Source organism: Agrobacterium sp. LR_9, assembly GCF_041954855.1.
In the GTDB taxonomy this organism is placed as follows: Bacteria; Pseudomonadota; Alphaproteobacteria; order Rhizobiales; family Rhizobiaceae; genus Agrobacterium; species Agrobacterium leguminum.
Map to the genome: position 1 here is coordinate 62,177 of NZ_JAVAYA010000001.1, position 15,513 is coordinate 77,689.

A 15,513-nucleotide genomic window follows, 5' to 3' on the forward strand; every position below is an offset into this window, starting at 1 on the left:
ACGACCGAAGCCGCCCGGCGTTTGTCAGGACTATTCCGTCTGCCTCAGGCAGCCTTTTCCTTCGACAGGCCTACGCGCAGATCCGTCGCCTGATAAATGGTTTCGCCGTCCGCCTTGAGCCAGCCGTCGGCGGTTCCGAGCACCAGACGGCCGCGCATCACGCGCTTGAAATCAATACCATATTGAAGGAGCTTCGTGTGAGGGCGAACCATGCCCTTGAACTTCACTTCGCCGGTGGAAAGCGCCATGCCGCGACCTTCTTCGCCCAGCCAGCCGAGGAAGAAACCGGTCAGCTGCCACATGCCGTCAAGGCCGAGGCACCCCGGCATGATCGGGTTGCCCTGGAAGTGGCAGGGGAAATACCAGTCGTCCGGGCTGACATCGTATTCGGCGCGGATGAAACCCTTGTCGAAGGCGCCGCCGGCTTCGGAAATTTCGGTAATGCGATGGACCATGAGCATAGGGGGCAATGGGAGCTGTGCATTTCCCGGGCCGAACAATTCGCCGCGACCGCAGGACAGGATCTCCTCGTAATTGTAACTTGATTGCCTCGTTGCCATACCGCTTTCACTTCCCCAGTTACTGGTGTTGATCGACTTCACTAGAGCAAGTTAGGTTCAAAATGAAGCGCTGCAAGGGCGAAGGCCGCTCCGCCCCCATTCTTTGTCTTCGAACCTTCTTCGCAGAAGTCATTACCTCAATATGCCGTCCGCATACAGGAACCGTACGGCTGGAACCAGAGGAAAATTGCAGGAATGGCCGGTTTGCCGCCATTTGCCGCGCCTAAGCCACGCCGAAACTATTGAAAGCACTCGCCGCAAAAGATATATGCTAATGCAATTGGTAAGTTTCATACCTCTGTTTGGAATGGGATTGCATGGCATTTGACGCCACATTGGATATCGGAACGAGGTTGCGGCGCTCGGGGCTGCGCCCCACGCGACAGCGTGTGGCTTTGGGCGATCTGCTTTTCGCAAAGGGCGATCGCCATCTGACGGTCGAGGAACTGCACGATGAGGCGGTCACCGCCGGCGTGCCCGTTTCTCTCGCCACCGTCTACAATACGCTGCACCAGTTCACCGAAGCCGGCCTCATCCGTGTTCTCGCCGTGGAAGGCGCCCGCACCTATTTCGACACCAACGTCTCGGATCACCACCACTTCTTCGTGGAGGGCGAGAACGAGGTTCTGGATATTCCCGTCAATAACCTCCAGATCGACAATTTGCCGGAAGCGCCCGAGGGCATGGAAATCGCCCATGTGGACGTGGTCATCCGCCTTCGCCGCAAGCGTGGATAAGGCTTCAGTCCGACAACAGACGTGAAAAATGGCGCCCAGGGGCGCCATTTCTGTTTTTGGCGGTCATTTCTATATGTCACTTCATGACATCTTCCGGCCGTCTGCCGGGCTTTGCCTTGTAGGGCGGAAAAGTCCAGCCGAAGATCAGCGCACCGGACCGGACGGCGAAGGCCGTCAGGACGCCTGCGGCTGATGCGGCATAAAGCGGTGCGCCGAGGAAGTAGACGACAATGAATGTGGAGGAGCCCAGGAGCGCACAGGTGATGTAGATTTCCGGCCGCAGCAGCACGGACGGTTCGCCGGCGAGAATATCGCGCAACACACCACCGAACGTCGCCGTCAGAACGCCGGTGACGATGGCGACGGTTGCGGAGCCGCTGGCGGCAAGCCCCTTGGCTGCTCCCATGACGCAATAAGCGGAAAGGCCGAGTGCATCGAGCCAGATCAGTACGCGGTAACGGGATTCGAAAAGATGCGCGGTGAAGAACAGCAGCACCGCGACCGAGACGCAGACGAGGATATAGGTCGGGTTCACCACCCAGAATACCGGCGTCCTGCCAAGCACCAGATCGCGCACCGTGCCGCCGCCGATGCCGGTTGCGGCGGCGAAAAACAGGAAGCCGATCAGGTCGAGCTGCTTGCGCGAGGCGGCGAGCGCGCCCGTTGCGGCAAAGATGGCGACCCCGGCATAGTCGAGAAAACCCAGAAGCGTCATGAAAAGGTTCCCCCCGGAAACACGGGCTGCGAACACGTCAGTGTCGCGCAAGCACTAAACTCTAGGCTGGCCGCCCGGATGATCGCAACATCCATAACCGAAACGGATGCAAAGGAAAATGCCGTGCGAATCGCTCTCGTTGCCGCTCTTCAGGCGCTGGTTCTCTTGATGTTTCCGGTGGCGCTCTCGGCGCAGCAGCAGCTGGTGAACGACCCCGAGATCTACGAGAAGGACCATTTCCGCAACGAGTGCAAGGTGGCGGCCTTCGGCGACGATTTCGTCACGCGGCTGGATATCAACAATGACGGGCTGATGGACGCCGTCGTCAATCACGGTGTTCTCGATTGTGACGGCGAAAAGGGCCGCAGCTGCGACGACGAGGGATGCCCTTATAATTTCTATGTCCAGGTGAAAGAGGGCGGTTATCTGATGATCGCGACGGCCCGGATTTACGACTATGATTTCATCAAGCGCTTCGGCAACATGGTTTTCGTGCTGAAGATGCATCCGCGTTATTGCGAGCGTACCGACAAGGAACCCTGCCTGATGACGGTGCGGGTGCGGGGCACGAAATTCGTCACCATCTCGCGAAAGTGACGGCGATGATTTTCAGGGCGTAATCCGCCGGATTTTGACCCTTTGATTGTAGCGCTGGCGAAGCGAGCGCGGAATGATGAAAGTGGCGATGGCGACGACGAAAACCGTGGCCGCGACCACCCAAAGGGCGTTCGATTGCAGGGTGGCGGCAAGAATAGCGCCGCAGATCGCGCCGCATATCATTCCAAGCCATGGCACGATCTGAATGCCCCAGTCGAGGCTCCGTTCGCCGAGAAGAAAACGACCGATGCCGCGGCCGAAACGGGAAAGCGCGCCGGTCACATAGGTAAGCCCGATTGGCAGTCCCTCAATATGCTCAACGGCGGCGTTGACCATGCCCATGGCGAAAACGACGAGATAAAATTGCGCAAGAGCGGAAGTCTCGCCGCCGAGCAGCGCGGCAATTGTTACCAGCAATCCCACCGCCATCAGAACGGCGAAGATGCGCCGGTCGAACTTATGCGCGACCACGATGCCGCCGGCATTGCCCGCCACGAAGGCAATGATTGCGAAAAGCAGTTTCGCGGCGTGGGAATAGAGGCCAGCCTCTATCGAGACTGCGGCGCGCGTGGTGTTGCCGGTCATGAAGGATACGAAGTCGCCTGAAATATGCAGGCCCACCGCATCCGTCATGCCCGCGATGAAGGAAATGGCGGCAACCAGCGCAATTCCGGTTCCGGTTCGCCTTGCCCTGATGATATTGCGACGTCTTTGTCTGGTCATGGAAAGCTCGACATGGAAAAACGGCGGGCCTGTGCGCCGGGCCGTGTTATCCTATGTCTAGAATGCCGGATGGTGTATTTGCAATCTTTCTGGAGGCCTTCGGAAACTTCTATTTTGTCTAGACAAATATAAAATCCCTGCCTACGATGCCTCAAATAAAGCGATAAACAACATCGCACAAAAATAAATCAAAAGGGGTTCAGATCATGAAGAAAACATGGGTACTCGCCACAGTCGCCGCGCTCTTTTCATCCGCTTCCGCCTATGCCGAGACGTCGGTGACGATTGGTATGTCCGGCTGGACCGGTTTTGCACCGTTGACGCTCGCCAAACAGGCCGGCATTTTCGAAAAGAACGGTCTGAAAGTCGATATCAAGAAAATCCCGCAGGCGAGCCGCCATCTGGCCCTTGCTTCCGGTGACATCCAGTGCGCCGCCACCACGGTGGAAACATGGATCGCGTGGAATGCCAATGGCGTGAAATCCACCCAGATTTTCCAGATGGACAAGTCGCATGGCGCGGATGGCATTGCGGTGCGCAGTGATGTTGCCAAGGTCGCGGACCTGAAAGGCAAGACGGTTGCCGCCTCCGCGCCGGGCACCTCCCCTTATTTCTTCCTTGCCTGGATACTCAAGGAAAACGGCCTTACCCTGAAGGATGTCAAGGTCGTCAACCTCGAGCCGGGACCGGCCGCGCAGGCATTCGTTGCCGGTCAAAATGATGCGGCCATGACCTATGAGCCCTATCTGTCCACTGTCCGCGCCGCCCCCGATAAGGGCAAAATCCTCGCCACGACGCTGGATTATCCCGCCGTCATGGATACGTTCGGTTGCACCCCGGATTTCCTGAAGGCCAATCCGCAGGCGGCGAAAGCACTGGCGGACAGCTATTTCCAGGCGCTCGAGCTCATCAAGGCCGATCCCGAAAAGTCCTATGCGACGATGGGCGCGGATGTGAAGCAGACCGGCGAGGCCTTTGCCGCTTCGGCAAAGTTCCTCGAATGGCAGGACAAGGCCGCCAACCAGAAGTTTTTCGAGGGTGAATTCAAGACATTCTCGGAAAAATCGGCGGACCTGCTGCTGGAAATCGGCGTGATAAAGTCGAAACCCGATCTTTCGACCCTCGCGGATACGTCCTTCATTAAGTAACAGAAAAGGCGGCCGCGTTCCCTGCAGGGAATATTGCAGCCAAGACAGGTGAGTGCGTCGATTGTGCGTCACGAGACGCGCACGGCGCTCCGATGGCGCGGCGAAGGTGCCGCGCCGGTTTTCCGGACAGGCGACAGATGCAACCTCTTCAACCCATAAGGAACAGCACGAGAATTGCTCTCGGCATCCTGTTCTTCGTGCTGTTTTTTTCCGCCTGGGGCTTTGCCACGCTGGGCGGTTTCGTATCGCCGACCTTTCTGGCCGACCCCGTCACCATGCTGAAGGACGGCATCTATCTGCTGACCGATCAGGGTTTTGCCAGCGATATCGGCATGACGATCTGGCGCGTGGTCGGCGGCTTCGTGCTGGCATCGCTCATTGCCGTGCCGGTCGGCATCGCCATGGGGGCCTATAAGCCCATTGAGGCGCTGCTGGAGCCCTTCGTCTCCTTCGCGCGCTATCTGCCGGCTTCCGCCTTCGTGCCGCTCCTCATTCTCTGGGCCGGCATCGGCGAGATGCAGAAGCTGCTGGTGATCTTCATCGGCGCGGTGTTCCAGATCATCCTGATGGTGGCCGTGGCTGTCGCCGGCACAAGACGGGATCTGGTGGAGGCCGCCTATACGCTTGGTGCGAAGGACAGGGGCGTTGTTCGCCGTGTTCTCATTCCCGCCAATGCGCCCGATATTGCGGAAATCCTCCGCCTCGTTCTCGGCTGGGCCTGGACCTATGTCATCGTTGCAGAACTGATCGGCGCCTCCTCGGGCATCGGTTATATGATCATCAACAGCCAGGCGCTGATGGCGACCGGGCAGATCATCTTCGGCATCATCGTCATAGGCATTATCGGACTTATTTCGGACTTCGCGTTCAAATCGCTGAACCGGAAGCTTTTCGCCTGGAGGCTTGCCTGATGAGCGAACTCGTTATCAAGGGGGTCAGCCGCACTTTTCCGGGTGTGCAGGGCGGGCAGCCGACGCTGGCCCTTCAGCCCACCGATCTGGAAATCCCCCGCAATGATTTCGTCACCATCCTCGGCCCGTCGGGATGCGGAAAATCGACCTTGCTGCGCATCATCGCCGGTCTCGACCGCCCAACGACGGGCGAGGTGCTGCTGTCCGGCAGGGCGGTGACGGGGCCGGGGGCGGATCGCGGCATGGTGTTCCAGTCCTATACGCTGTTTCCCTGGCTGACGATCCGCGAAAATGTCGCCTTCGGCCTGCGCGAACGCGGCGTTGCCGAGAAGGAAAAATGGGAGATTGTCGATAGCTATATCGACAAGGTCGGCCTGCGCGGCTTCGAGAACCATTGGCCGAAACAGCTCTCCGGCGGCATGCAGCAGAGAACGGCCATTGCCCGCGCCCTGGCGAACGGCCCGAAAATCCTGCTGCTCGATGAGCCTTTCGGCGCTCTCGACAACCAGACGCGCGGGCTGATGCAGGAATTGCTGCTCGGTATCTGGGAGCGGGAGCAGAAGACGGTCATTTTCGTCACCCACGATATCGAAGAGGCGGTTTTCATGGCGTCGCGTGTGGTGACCATGTCTGCAAGGCCGGGTCACATCAAGTCGATCACGCCGGTCGACCTGCCGCATCCGCGTCACTACACCGTCAAGGCCAGTCCGGAATTTTCTGAGCTGCGCGCCAAGCTTACGGAGGAAATCCGCAGCGAGGCGATTGCCGCCGCTGCCCATGGATAGTTGATCGGGCAAAGGGGAGGATGAAAGCATCGGGATGAGGAGCACAGGCGCCGATCTTCAGGAAAAATCGCTGCACGAGCGCATCCGCAATGATGTCGAGCGCCACATCATGTCGGGCGAATGGCCGCCGGGTTATCGTATTCCCTTCGAGCACGAGATGACCCGGCAATATGCCTGTTCGCGCATGACGGTGAACAAGGCTCTCAGCGAACTGGTGCAGCGCGGACTCATCGAAAGACGCCGCCGTCTCGGTACCTTCGTTCGCCAGCCCCATGCGCAATCCGCCGTTCTGGAAATCCACGATATCGAGCGGGAGGTGCAGGCGCTGGGTCTGGTCTACGGTTACCGTCTCGACAAACGACGGCTGCGCCCTGCGGGTGAAGAAGACGGCGCGGCCATGGCGCTTGCCGCCGACGCCCCGGTCCTGGAACTCAACTGCACGCACTTTGCCGGCGGCGTTCCCTTTTGCCTTGAAGAGCGCATTGTCAATGTCACCGCCGTTCCGGAGGCGGAAGCCGCGGATTTTTCACAGATCGGGCCGGGGACATGGCTGCTGAAAATGGTGCCCTGGAGTGCGGCCGAACATCGTATCAGCGCCGTTTCCGCCGACCGTAAAAATGCAGCCGCGCTCGGTATTGCTTCCGGTGCTGCCTGTCTGGTCATTGATCGCCGGACCTGGCACGGGGCCGATTATATCACCCGCGTCCGTGTCACCTATCCCGGTGACCGGCACGCCCTTATTGCGCAGTTTTCGCCCTCGCAAAACGGCTGAAGGCCGTCGATCGGTCAATTTTTTGTAAAGAAGAGTTTACGGGTGGTCTTTTGACAATATAATAGTTGTCAAAAGAACTCAGGTTTATTATCGGAACGTCAAGCTTTCACGACGGTATCCGTTCATGACCCCGGTTTTCAGGAGCCGGTCAATCTGCGGATGAGTTCATCGACGGAAATCCGGGATAAAAATTATGTCAGCTGAGACCTCAACTTCTTCCGCATCCTTCAACAAGGCAAACACGACAAGGCATCTCTCCCTTGCCATGACTGTCACCTTGCTGGCCGGCCTGAGTGCTGGCTTGAGTGCCGGCGCGGTTTTCGCTCAGACGGCACCGGAAACCCAGATACAGCCGGCACCGCAAACGGAAGCGATTCAGCCAGCACAGCCGGCGGCTCCTGCAACGCCGGGCGCTCCGGCCGCCGCGCCCGTCCAGCCTTCCGCGACTGCACCGGAACAGCCGGCCGCCACCGCACCCTCGCAGCCTCAGTCAACTCAGCCCGCACCGGCCCAGCCTGCACCGGCTCAGCCCGCGACGAATACCGCACCGGCACCGCAGCCGACGCAGACCGAGCAGCCCGCACAGACGGGCCAGACGACCGCGCCGAATGAAGCCGCGACCCCGATAGAGCCTGTCAGCACCGAGCCCGCGAGCGCCGAACATCGTGCGGATATCCCGCACAACCTTTCTCCCTGGGGCATGTTCATGGCGGCCGACTGGGTCGTGAAGGGTGTCATGATCGGTCTTGCCTTCGCATCTCTGGTCACGTGGACTGTCTGGGTCGCGAAGTCTATCGAGCTTGCAGGTGCGCGGGTGCGCGCCGGCGCGACGCTCAAGGTCATTCGCAGGGCAAAAACCCTGACGGAGGCCACCGAGGCCGTCGAAAAGAAGGGCGGGCCGGCAGCACTGATGCTGCGCATGGCGACCCATGAAATGCAGCTTTCCGATGCGGTGGTCGAACATACGGATGGCGGCGGTATCAAGGAGCGTGTCTCGTCGGCGCTTTCGCGTATCGAAACCCATGCGGGTCGCCGCATGTCGCGCGGAACGGGTGTTCTGGCGACGATCGGTTCCACTGCTCCCTTCGTCGGCCTGTTCGGCACCGTCTGGGGCATCATGAACTCCTTCATCAGCATTTCGGAATCGCAGACGACCAATCTTGCCGTCGTCGCGCCGGGCATTGCCGAAGCGCTGCTCGCCACCGCCATCGGCCTTGTCGCCGCCATTCCGGCCGTGGTGATCTACAACGTCTTCGCCCGCTCCATCACCGGATACCGCCATCTGCTAGCGGATGCCGCAGCCGGCGTGGAACGCCTCGTCAGCCGCGATCTCGATTTCCGCCGTATTCCCCCGGGCAGCACCAGCAAGCCCGCGGTATCGCTGGTAGGACGGTGATCGGCCATGGCTGGCGGTATTCGCGAAAATAGCGGAGACGATCTCTCCGAAAACCACGAGATCAATGTCACGCCCTTCATCGACGTGATGCTGGTTCTGCTCATCATCTTCATGGTGGCGGCACCGCTCGCCACCGTCGATGTGAATGTCGATCTGCCCGCATCCACCGCAAAGCCGGCGGAACGCCCGGAGGAGCCGCTTTATCTGACGGTCAAGGACGACCTCTCGCTCAATCTCGGCAATGATGCGGTTGCCCGCGAAGCACTGGCCGCCGCCATCGACCGGCAGACGGGCGGCAAGAAGGATACGCGCATCTTCCTGCGGGCCGACAAGGCGGTCGATTACGGCCACTTCATGGAAATCATGAACCTGCTGAGAGATGCCGGTTATCTGAAGATCGCCCTCGTAGGACTGGAAAACGCGGCTGCCGCATCGCAGCCGGCCGCCGTTGGCCAACCCGCAGCGCCGGGAACCACGCCATGACTGAAAACGGCTACCCGCAGGCCCGGCATTCCCGTCTCGGGGAAGTAACGCTGTGGTCCGTCGCGGCGCTGCTCATGCTGGGCGTTCACGCTGGTTTTGCCTATTATCTGATGCAGGAGCCCGAGGAGCAGGAAGCCGGCGGGCCGCCGCCTGCTGCGATCATGATCGAAATGGCGGCGATACCGGAGGCCGTAAAGACCGAAGAAACGACGCCCGCGCAGGATGTTGAGGACGCCGAAGAGGTGAAGAGCGACAGCAGCGAACCGGTGGAGGAAGCTGCCCCGGAAGAGCCGCCGCCACCGGAGCCGGTTGCGGAAACGCCGCCGCCGCCAGAGCCGGTGCAGCCGCCCGAACCGCCGGTCGAGGAGATCGTCGAACCGCAGGAAATTCCCGAACCCGTGGAGCCGGTCGATCCCGTTCAGGAACAGATGATGGCGGAACTCGAAAATGTGGAGGTCCCTCTGCCTGTCATGCGTCCTCCGCCGCCGCCCGTCGAAAAGAAGGTGGAAAAGAAAGAGCCGGAAGAGAAAAAGAAGGTCGAGCGCCAGCGTCCCAAACCGCAGCAGGCATCGGAACTGCGCGAAACGGCGAAGGCTGAAGCCCAGCAGTCCGACCGGACGGCGGCATCGCGCAGCAATGCCGGCTCCTTCTCGTCCTCGTCCATGTCAAATGCCGATTGGGGTGCGAAAGTGCGCTCGGCGATGCAGCGGCGACTGGTGCGTTCGGCTGGAAAATCGGGGATGACCATTACGGTTTCATTCAAGATAGACAGCGGTGGTTCCGTCGGCGGTGCGAGGATTATTTCATCCACCGGTGACTCGGCGATGGATCAGAAGCTTCTGGCCGTCATACAAAGAGCGTCCGTCTCGCCGCCGCCGCCAGGCGCAAATACGAGTTTTACCCTGCCGATTCTTTTCAAGTAGGGTGAAGCAGCCCGACCGCATGAGGGCATCCCGACTCTGGAGAGGATGGGATGCCCGATTTATTTTCCATGTTGATTTGCGGCGACCGCATACCGCAAAGTAGGACCAATCCGTCCCATCGCATGCAAGACAACAGGAATCACGAAAATCATGAAATTCTCAATCGCAGAGGCGGAGGATCTCGTATCCTCTATCTTTGAGCGCAACGGCGTTCTGCCGCAAAACGCCCGTTCGGTGGCAAAGGCGCTCGTCGCCTCCGAGGCGGCCGGCCAGGGTGGTCACGGTTTTCGCCGCATCCCCGTTTATGTCCGGCAGGCGCGGGTTGGAAAGGTCGATGGTAAGGCGCGTCCGGTGACGACCCGCGTGAAGCCGGGCGTGCTCTCGGTTGACGCCAATCACGGCTATGCCTATCCGGCGATCGATTGCGCCCTTGAGGAATTGCCGGACATGGTTCGGCAGCAGGGCATTGCGCTTGCGGCGATCCATCGCTCCCATCATGCGGGTGTCATGGCGCTGACTGTCGAGCGCCTCGCCGAAATGGGTTTTGTCGCGCTCATGTTCGCCAACGCACCGGCATCCATGGCACCCTGGGGCGGCAGCAAACCGCTTTATGGAACCAATCCAATTGCCTTCGCCACCCCCGTCGGCGGCGCCGATCCGCTTGTCATCGATCTCGCGCTCTCCAAGGTCGCGCGCGGAAAGATCATGGCGGCCCGCCAGAAGGGTGAAACCATCCCCGGCGACTGGGCGCTCGACCGAAACGGCCGGCCGACGACCGATCCCGAAGAGGCCATAGAGGGAACCATGGTGCCCGCAGGCGAGGCCAAGGGCGCTGCGCTGGCATTGATGGTGGAGATCATGGCCGCTGCGATTACCGGCGGAAACTTCGCATTCGAGGCATCTTCCCTTCTCGATGACAAGGGAGCACCACCCTCTCTTGGCCACACGATCATTGCCATAGACCCGGTATCGTCAGGCGGTACGGCCTTTACCGAGCGGCTGGGGCTCATAGCCGGCGAGATAGAAAAGCAGGAAAATGTGCGTCTGCCCGGCCGCCGCAGCCAGGGGATTCGCAAGCAGGCGCTGGAAAGCGGCATCGTGATCGAAAGCGATATTCTGGCCGAAATTAAATCGCTCTGATGCGACAATAAAAACCCGGCGGGTCGACTATGACCCGCCGGGCAAACCGTAAATGGCATGCTTTGCATTTGCGTCGATAGGGCCGGACATCATGTCCAGCCCGCTTTGGTCCGCCATCCCTCCATTGATATGGAAGGATTTTGACGCAGAAAGCCGCTCATTCGGTTTTCAGCTTACGGGAGGGGACGTTTCGCGTAAGCTTGGATGATCAGGTTGGCGATTATGCGTCCTGCACTATCAGGCCGCGCAGCAGGGCGATGCTGACGGCATTCAGCAGATTGGTGGCGCCCAATCTGTGGCGCACCCTTTCAAGAGTATCCTTCACGTCCGCTTCGTCCGCGCCGGTTATCAGGGCGACGTGGGACGGATGCTTGCCCCGCGCGACCAGCCCCAGATAATGCCGCTCACGCTCCGAAAGGATGATTTCACGCGTCTGGCGATGTTCATGCGGCGTGTTTGAAGACATTTTCTTTCAGCCTTAAAGAGATTGGCCTTCCCGGGGCACGATCAGGCAATGATTCATTCCCCGAAACCAGCTCGTTTACCGCTCTGTCTATACGCGAACAAAAACGTTAATTTCGCCAATAGGTTTCATCGGGCATTGGTAATTATGCAATAAGGGCCGCTTTCGCAGCCAGCCGATCCTGACGCGGACGCTCTATTCTGTGCACTGAAGGGAACTGCAACACCGATATCGCCAGAGACCACAATGGGTCTGGCGTGAAATGCAGCTTCAAAGCTCTGGAATGTTTTCGTCACACCCCGAAGGATATGCGGCGCTCTAATAGGCGATGTGCCTCACCGAGAGAATAACATCTCGCGCCAAGTTTTTCGTTTTATTGTTATGTTTCGGCACACAACGCGATGAGCGCCGACATATTTCTCAAATTTAATACATCATTTCGAAATATTGATGCCGTCAACATGTATCATCCGGCGGAATGATGCGCGTGTTTCTTGCGAATGTCGGTCGGTGTTGCCCCGAACCAGCGCGAAACGGAACGCGAAAACGCACCGGGTGTCGAATAGCCAAGCCTGTAACTGATGTCGGATACCGGAAGATCGCTTTCCACGAGGAGTTTGAAACCGGCATTTTTGCGAATGGCATCCTTTATCTCGTTGAGATTGGTGCCGAGCTCTGCGAGCCGCCGTTGAAAACTCCGTTCCGACAGGTTGAAATAGGGAGCGATCTCGCCGAGCGAAAGCTCGGCATCCGAGAGCCGCATCTGCATATACCGCTTCACCTGGTCAATGAAATGGGTCGCGTCCGCCGATGTTTCCGGTCGCAACATGCGGCATTGCAGGTTCATCAGCTCGAACAGCCGCTCATCCGCATTCGGATTGACCACTTCGAGAAGCGATACCGGAAGACGCATGGTATGGATCGGCTGGGAAAAACTGACGCGCCTGGTCATTCTTTCTTTAAATAGCTGAATATTATTCGGTTTCGGCCGCTCTAGACCGATCTCGATCTGGTTGATACGATCTCCGAGAATATCGCGGAGACGCTGTACCAGGACGGCGAGCGACAAATCCACATATTGATCGCGCTTGGCAATAACCGGCGCGAAGGACCATGACAGGGTTACCTGCGTGGCATCCGTTACCATGGTGAAATTGCTGTTATTGGTCGCGTAATAAACATGGTCCTGAAGAAAACGCAGGAACGCCCTAACCGTCGGTGCACTGATCAGCCCATATCCGAACGCGCCGGATGCACCCGCTGGAAAGGTGGAAGCACATTGCAGACCGAAAGCGTCGTCGCCGGAAATCAGTGCACAGGTTTCGAGCAGCCGGGAAAATCTATCGAGGCTTATGCGTTCCGTCAGGCTGCTGAATATGGCTGGATCAATGTCCAGAGCCTTGCAGATCGGTGCGATATCGATGCCCCGTGACCGGGCATAATTGCTGACGCCGGCAGCCAGGCCGGCCACCACACTTATCTCGTCGCTGACCCTTTTCTCGGGCATCCCTCGCCTTGGCGTACCATGTTTGGAAATTGTCGCCTGATGGTAAGCCTTGAGAGAGCGTTTGTCGAGCAGCCCGGCTTCGGGATATTAAGTGCGACCGATGTCTGCGCTTTGCTCCAGCACCTGCATGATGGCTTGGCCGGCATCTTCGATAGCGCCGCTATTATCGACGGTCGTGACGTCGAAGTCTCCAGCGACTGTCAACGAACTGCGTTCCAGCCGCCGGAGAATATCGTCCCGGCTTTCCCGCCCGCGCTGCTCAAGGCGCATTGCCAAAACCTCCGGCCGAGCGACGATGTTCACGACCTTGAGACGGGAAAAGGCGGTGCCGAAATGCGGCAGGGCGGAACGCGAACCGTTGGCGATGACCACGTCTCCCTCATTGAGGTGACGATAGACAGCGGCCGGGATGCCATATTTCAGCCCATGCGCCTGCCAGGAAACCGCGAAGGCGCCCGCATCTTCCAGTCGGTTGAACTCGTGCATCGAAACGGCATCGTGGTTTTCACCCCCCGCATCGCCGCTGCGGGTAATGACGCGGCGGGTGAAGTGAAAGCCCGGCCGTCCGCACAGTCGCGCTGCGGCATAGTCCATCAGTGTGTCCTTGCCGGCCCCGCTCGGGCCGACAATCACGATCATCGTGCCGGGCGATGCCGCGCGCCGGCTATCCTGCCCATCGTCGGTCATGCCACGCGCTTGCCCTGACGCCAGACGGAACGGGCGACCGGCACACCATCCTCGCGGTGAACCCGGACCAGATCGGCCCGCAATCCCGTCGCGATACGACCGCGATCGAGAAGGCCGACGGTGCGCGCCGGTGTGGCGGTGACCATGCGCAGCGCCTCCGGCAGGGTGATGGCTTCCACCTGATCGGCGAGCAAAAATGGCGCGAAGAGCAGGCTGAAGGGCACATAGTCGGAAGAAAGAACATCCAGCACGCCGATCTCGGCGAGGTCGCGGGCGGCGATGTTGCCGGAGTGGGACTTGCCGCGAACGATGTTCGGCGCCCCCATCAGCACGCTCATGCCGGCGCTGTGCGAGGCTTTTGCGGCTTCGACGCTGGTGGGGAATTCCGCCAGTTTCACGCCGTGGCCGATAGCTTCGCCGACATGCGCCTCGGTGGCGTCGTCATGGCTTGCGACCGTAATGCCGCGCTCGGCGCAGCGGGCCGCCAGATAATCGCGGTGCTTGGCGGAATATTCCGCCGACGCCGCCTGCCGACGCCGCACGAACTCGGCGAAGGCCTCGTCGCTCAGCCCACGCTTCTTCTGGTAATAGAAGATATATTGATCCATCGACTGGAACTGGCGCTGCCCCGGGGAGTGGTCCATCAGCGAAATCAGCCGCACGCGCGGATCGGTTTCGAAGTCTTCGAAATGGTCCAGCACATCCGAGGAGGCGACTTCACAGCGCAGATGCAGCAGGTGATCCGAACGAAGGCGATTCTGATCCGCTGCGGCCTCGATGGCGTCAGCCATTTCGCGCATTTCACCCTTCTTGAAGCCGCCGTCCTCATCCGAGCCGAGCCGCAGGCAGTCGAATACGGTGGTAATGCCGGAGGCGGCCACCTGGGCGTCATGGGCCTGAATGGCGGCGATCTTGTCCCAGATCACGCCGGGGCGCGGCGAATAATGCTGCTCAAGATGGTCGGTATGCAGTTCCACCAGACCCGGGATCAAATAATCACCTTCCAGATCTTCGCCGGTTTTGGAGGCACCTTCGCTGATATCGGCGATCTTGCCGTCACGGATGAGGACGGAGCCCAGAATAATATCGTCTTCCAGAACGATACGGGCATTGGAAAGGGCGTGCTCGGTCATGGGTTCGCATCTTTCTTTGGTGGCTGGCCAAGGGGGTGCCAGCTATGAACGGTAAAGGGCGCCCCGCGTGTTTCTTCAATGAACAAGGCGAGGCCGGAAATGCTGAGAGGTCGATCGGTGAATTCGGAAAACCGCGCCGAAAGCACCTTGTGCATGGCGGGCTGCTCGCTCTCGTCGATGCGGCCGGTCAGCGTCATATGAAAACGGAAATCATCCATGACATGCGGATAACCCCAGAGCGACAGATTCTGCCGCTGGCTCTCCGTCAGCATCTGTGGCCGCCGACGGGCAATATCGGTCTCCGACAGAGGCGCGCGAAACCGGTCGAAATGATCGACGATCTCGGCGGCAAAATCCTGCAGTGGCTGATAGGTGCGGTCCGGGACCAGTGCGAAAAAGGGCCCGAGCGCACCGACGATGACACGTGGAATTTCGAAGGTGGACTGGCTGGCCGCGAAATCTTCGAAGGCCGTGAGCAGCTCCGCTTCGCTGTATTTTTCGGCAAGCTCGAAAGGAGCCTTCAGGGTCGCGTGGAAACCGTAACGGCGCGGCTCCTCCGTGATCTCGGCATAGTCGTCGTGGTCGTCATGCAGCGTGCCGGAAAATGCGTTGCGGCCCAGCCAGCGTGACGCTGCCTCAGTCAGCGGGTGATCTTTAGCCGGAGAAAAATAGATGGCATAGCGCACGGCAAGCACTCTTCAGTGTCATGGGAGACCAGGGATGAGAAGCTATTTGGCGTGACTCGCCAGCTTCCCGCAAGGTCAGGAGTGCGAGGTAATTGGTTTCCGTGACAGAATGATGATGCCGAAGGAAAAAAGCGCATTGGAAATGCG

At 59.5% G+C, this 15,513-nt stretch carries 18 protein-coding genes; 10 read left to right on the plus strand and 8 right to left on the minus strand.

Features of this window, described 5'->3' with window-relative positions; translation table 11 throughout:
* Window positions 1–44: 44 nt before the first annotated feature.
* Complete coding sequence (fabA, locus tag RAC79_RS00280) at window positions 45–560, minus strand: 3-hydroxyacyl-[acyl-carrier-protein] dehydratase FabA (RefSeq protein WP_174038696.1); 516 nt, start codon at window positions 558–560, stop codon at window positions 45–47.
* 317 nt (window positions 561–877) lie between these two features.
* On the opposite strand from fabA, the gene irrA reads away from it, so the two are divergent.
* The gene (gene irrA / locus RAC79_RS00285; protein ID WP_003507276.1) at window positions 878–1,297 is read left to right on the plus strand and encodes an iron response transcriptional regulator IrrA; all 420 of its coding nucleotides are present in this window, start codon (window positions 878–880) and stop codon (window positions 1,295–1,297) included.
* Between the two features lie 76 nt (window positions 1,298–1,373).
* Here irrA and RAC79_RS00290 read toward each other — a convergent pair whose 3' ends face one another.
* Window positions 1,374–2,012: a trimeric intracellular cation channel family protein gene (locus RAC79_RS00290; RefSeq protein ID WP_003524379.1), complete on the minus strand. Its 639-nt coding sequence runs from the start codon at window positions 2,010–2,012 to the stop codon at window positions 1,374–1,376.
* Between the two features lie 78 nt (window positions 2,013–2,090).
* Between RAC79_RS00290 and RAC79_RS00295 the strand changes: the two genes are divergently transcribed.
* Complete coding sequence (locus RAC79_RS00295) at window positions 2,091–2,609, plus strand: hypothetical protein (protein ID WP_003524381.1); 519 nt, start codon at window positions 2,091–2,093, stop codon at window positions 2,607–2,609.
* Window positions 2,610–2,621: 12 nt separating this feature from the next.
* Here RAC79_RS00295 and RAC79_RS00300 read toward each other — a convergent pair whose 3' ends face one another.
* A complete protein-coding gene (locus RAC79_RS00300) occupies window positions 2,622–3,332 on the minus strand; it encodes a YoaK family protein (RefSeq protein ID WP_125145106.1) in 711 nt (236 codons plus the stop codon).
* Window positions 3,333–3,538: 206 nt separating this feature from the next.
* Between RAC79_RS00300 and RAC79_RS00305 the strand changes: the two genes are divergently transcribed.
* From RAC79_RS00305 to RAC79_RS00340, 8 genes are all read left to right on the plus strand, one after another.
* Window positions 3,539–4,480 (plus strand): ABC transporter substrate-binding protein, encoded by a 942-nt coding sequence (locus RAC79_RS00305; protein WP_065654746.1) that lies wholly within the window; start codon window positions 3,539–3,541, stop codon window positions 4,478–4,480.
* A 137-nt stretch (window positions 4,481–4,617) separates the two neighbouring features.
* Window positions 4,618–5,391, plus strand: coding sequence for an ABC transporter permease (locus tag RAC79_RS00310; RefSeq protein ID WP_174038697.1), 774 nt, complete (start codon window positions 4,618–4,620; stop codon window positions 5,389–5,391).
* On the plus strand, window positions 5,391–6,176 hold the full coding sequence (locus RAC79_RS00315) for an ABC transporter ATP-binding protein (protein WP_174038698.1): 786 nt from the start codon (window positions 5,391–5,393) through the stop codon (window positions 6,174–6,176). The genes RAC79_RS00310 and RAC79_RS00315 overlap by 1 nt, the downstream gene beginning before the upstream one ends.
* Before the next feature lie 34 nt (window positions 6,177–6,210).
* Window positions 6,211–6,948 carry a histidine utilization repressor gene (gene hutC / locus RAC79_RS00320; RefSeq protein WP_125145108.1) on the plus strand — a complete coding sequence of 246 codons (738 nt, stop codon included), beginning with the start codon at window positions 6,211–6,213 and terminating at the stop codon, window positions 6,946–6,948.
* A 193-nt stretch (window positions 6,949–7,141) separates the two neighbouring features.
* Window positions 7,142–8,344: a tonB-system energizer ExbB gene (gene exbB, locus RAC79_RS00325; protein WP_174038699.1), complete on the plus strand. Its 1,203-nt coding sequence runs from the start codon at window positions 7,142–7,144 to the stop codon at window positions 8,342–8,344.
* 6 nt (window positions 8,345–8,350) lie between these two features.
* Window positions 8,351–8,827 carry a TonB system transport protein ExbD gene (gene exbD / locus RAC79_RS00330; protein ID WP_065654742.1) on the plus strand — a complete coding sequence of 159 codons (477 nt, stop codon included), beginning with the start codon at window positions 8,351–8,353 and terminating at the stop codon, window positions 8,825–8,827.
* On the plus strand, window positions 8,824–9,750 hold the full coding sequence (locus RAC79_RS00335) for an energy transducer TonB (protein WP_173999421.1): 927 nt from the start codon (window positions 8,824–8,826) through the stop codon (window positions 9,748–9,750). Before exbD ends, RAC79_RS00335 begins: the two co-directional genes overlap by 4 nt.
* A gap of 150 nt (window positions 9,751–9,900) precedes the next feature.
* Window positions 9,901–10,890 (plus strand): Ldh family oxidoreductase, encoded by a 990-nt coding sequence (locus tag RAC79_RS00340; protein WP_174038700.1) that lies wholly within the window; start codon window positions 9,901–9,903, stop codon window positions 10,888–10,890.
* Between the two features lie 220 nt (window positions 10,891–11,110).
* On the opposite strand, the gene RAC79_RS00345 is transcribed toward RAC79_RS00340, so the two are convergent.
* From RAC79_RS00345 to RAC79_RS00365, 5 genes are all read right to left on the minus strand, one after another.
* Entirely contained in the window at window positions 11,111–11,356 is a 246-nt protein-coding gene (locus tag RAC79_RS00345; protein WP_065654739.1) for a LuxR C-terminal-related transcriptional regulator, read from the minus strand.
* A 463-nt stretch (window positions 11,357–11,819) separates the two neighbouring features.
* Window positions 11,820–12,860: an AraC family transcriptional regulator gene (locus tag RAC79_RS00350; RefSeq protein ID WP_174038701.1), complete on the minus strand. Its 1,041-nt coding sequence runs from the start codon at window positions 12,858–12,860 to the stop codon at window positions 11,820–11,822.
* Between the two features lie 87 nt (window positions 12,861–12,947).
* A complete protein-coding gene (gene phnN, locus RAC79_RS00355; protein ID WP_174038702.1) occupies window positions 12,948–13,547 on the minus strand; it encodes a phosphonate metabolism protein/1,5-bisphosphokinase (PRPP-forming) PhnN in 600 nt (199 codons plus the stop codon).
* Window positions 13,544–14,680, minus strand: a complete 1,137-nt coding sequence (locus RAC79_RS00360) for an alpha-D-ribose 1-methylphosphonate 5-triphosphate diphosphatase (protein ID WP_065654736.1) — start codon at window positions 14,678–14,680, stop codon at window positions 13,544–13,546. Before RAC79_RS00360 ends, phnN begins: the two co-directional genes overlap by 4 nt.
* A complete protein-coding gene (locus RAC79_RS00365) occupies window positions 14,677–15,375 on the minus strand; it encodes a DUF1045 domain-containing protein (protein WP_174035429.1) in 699 nt (232 codons plus the stop codon). Before RAC79_RS00365 ends, RAC79_RS00360 begins: the two co-directional genes overlap by 4 nt.
* Window positions 15,376–15,513 lie beyond the last annotated feature (138 nt).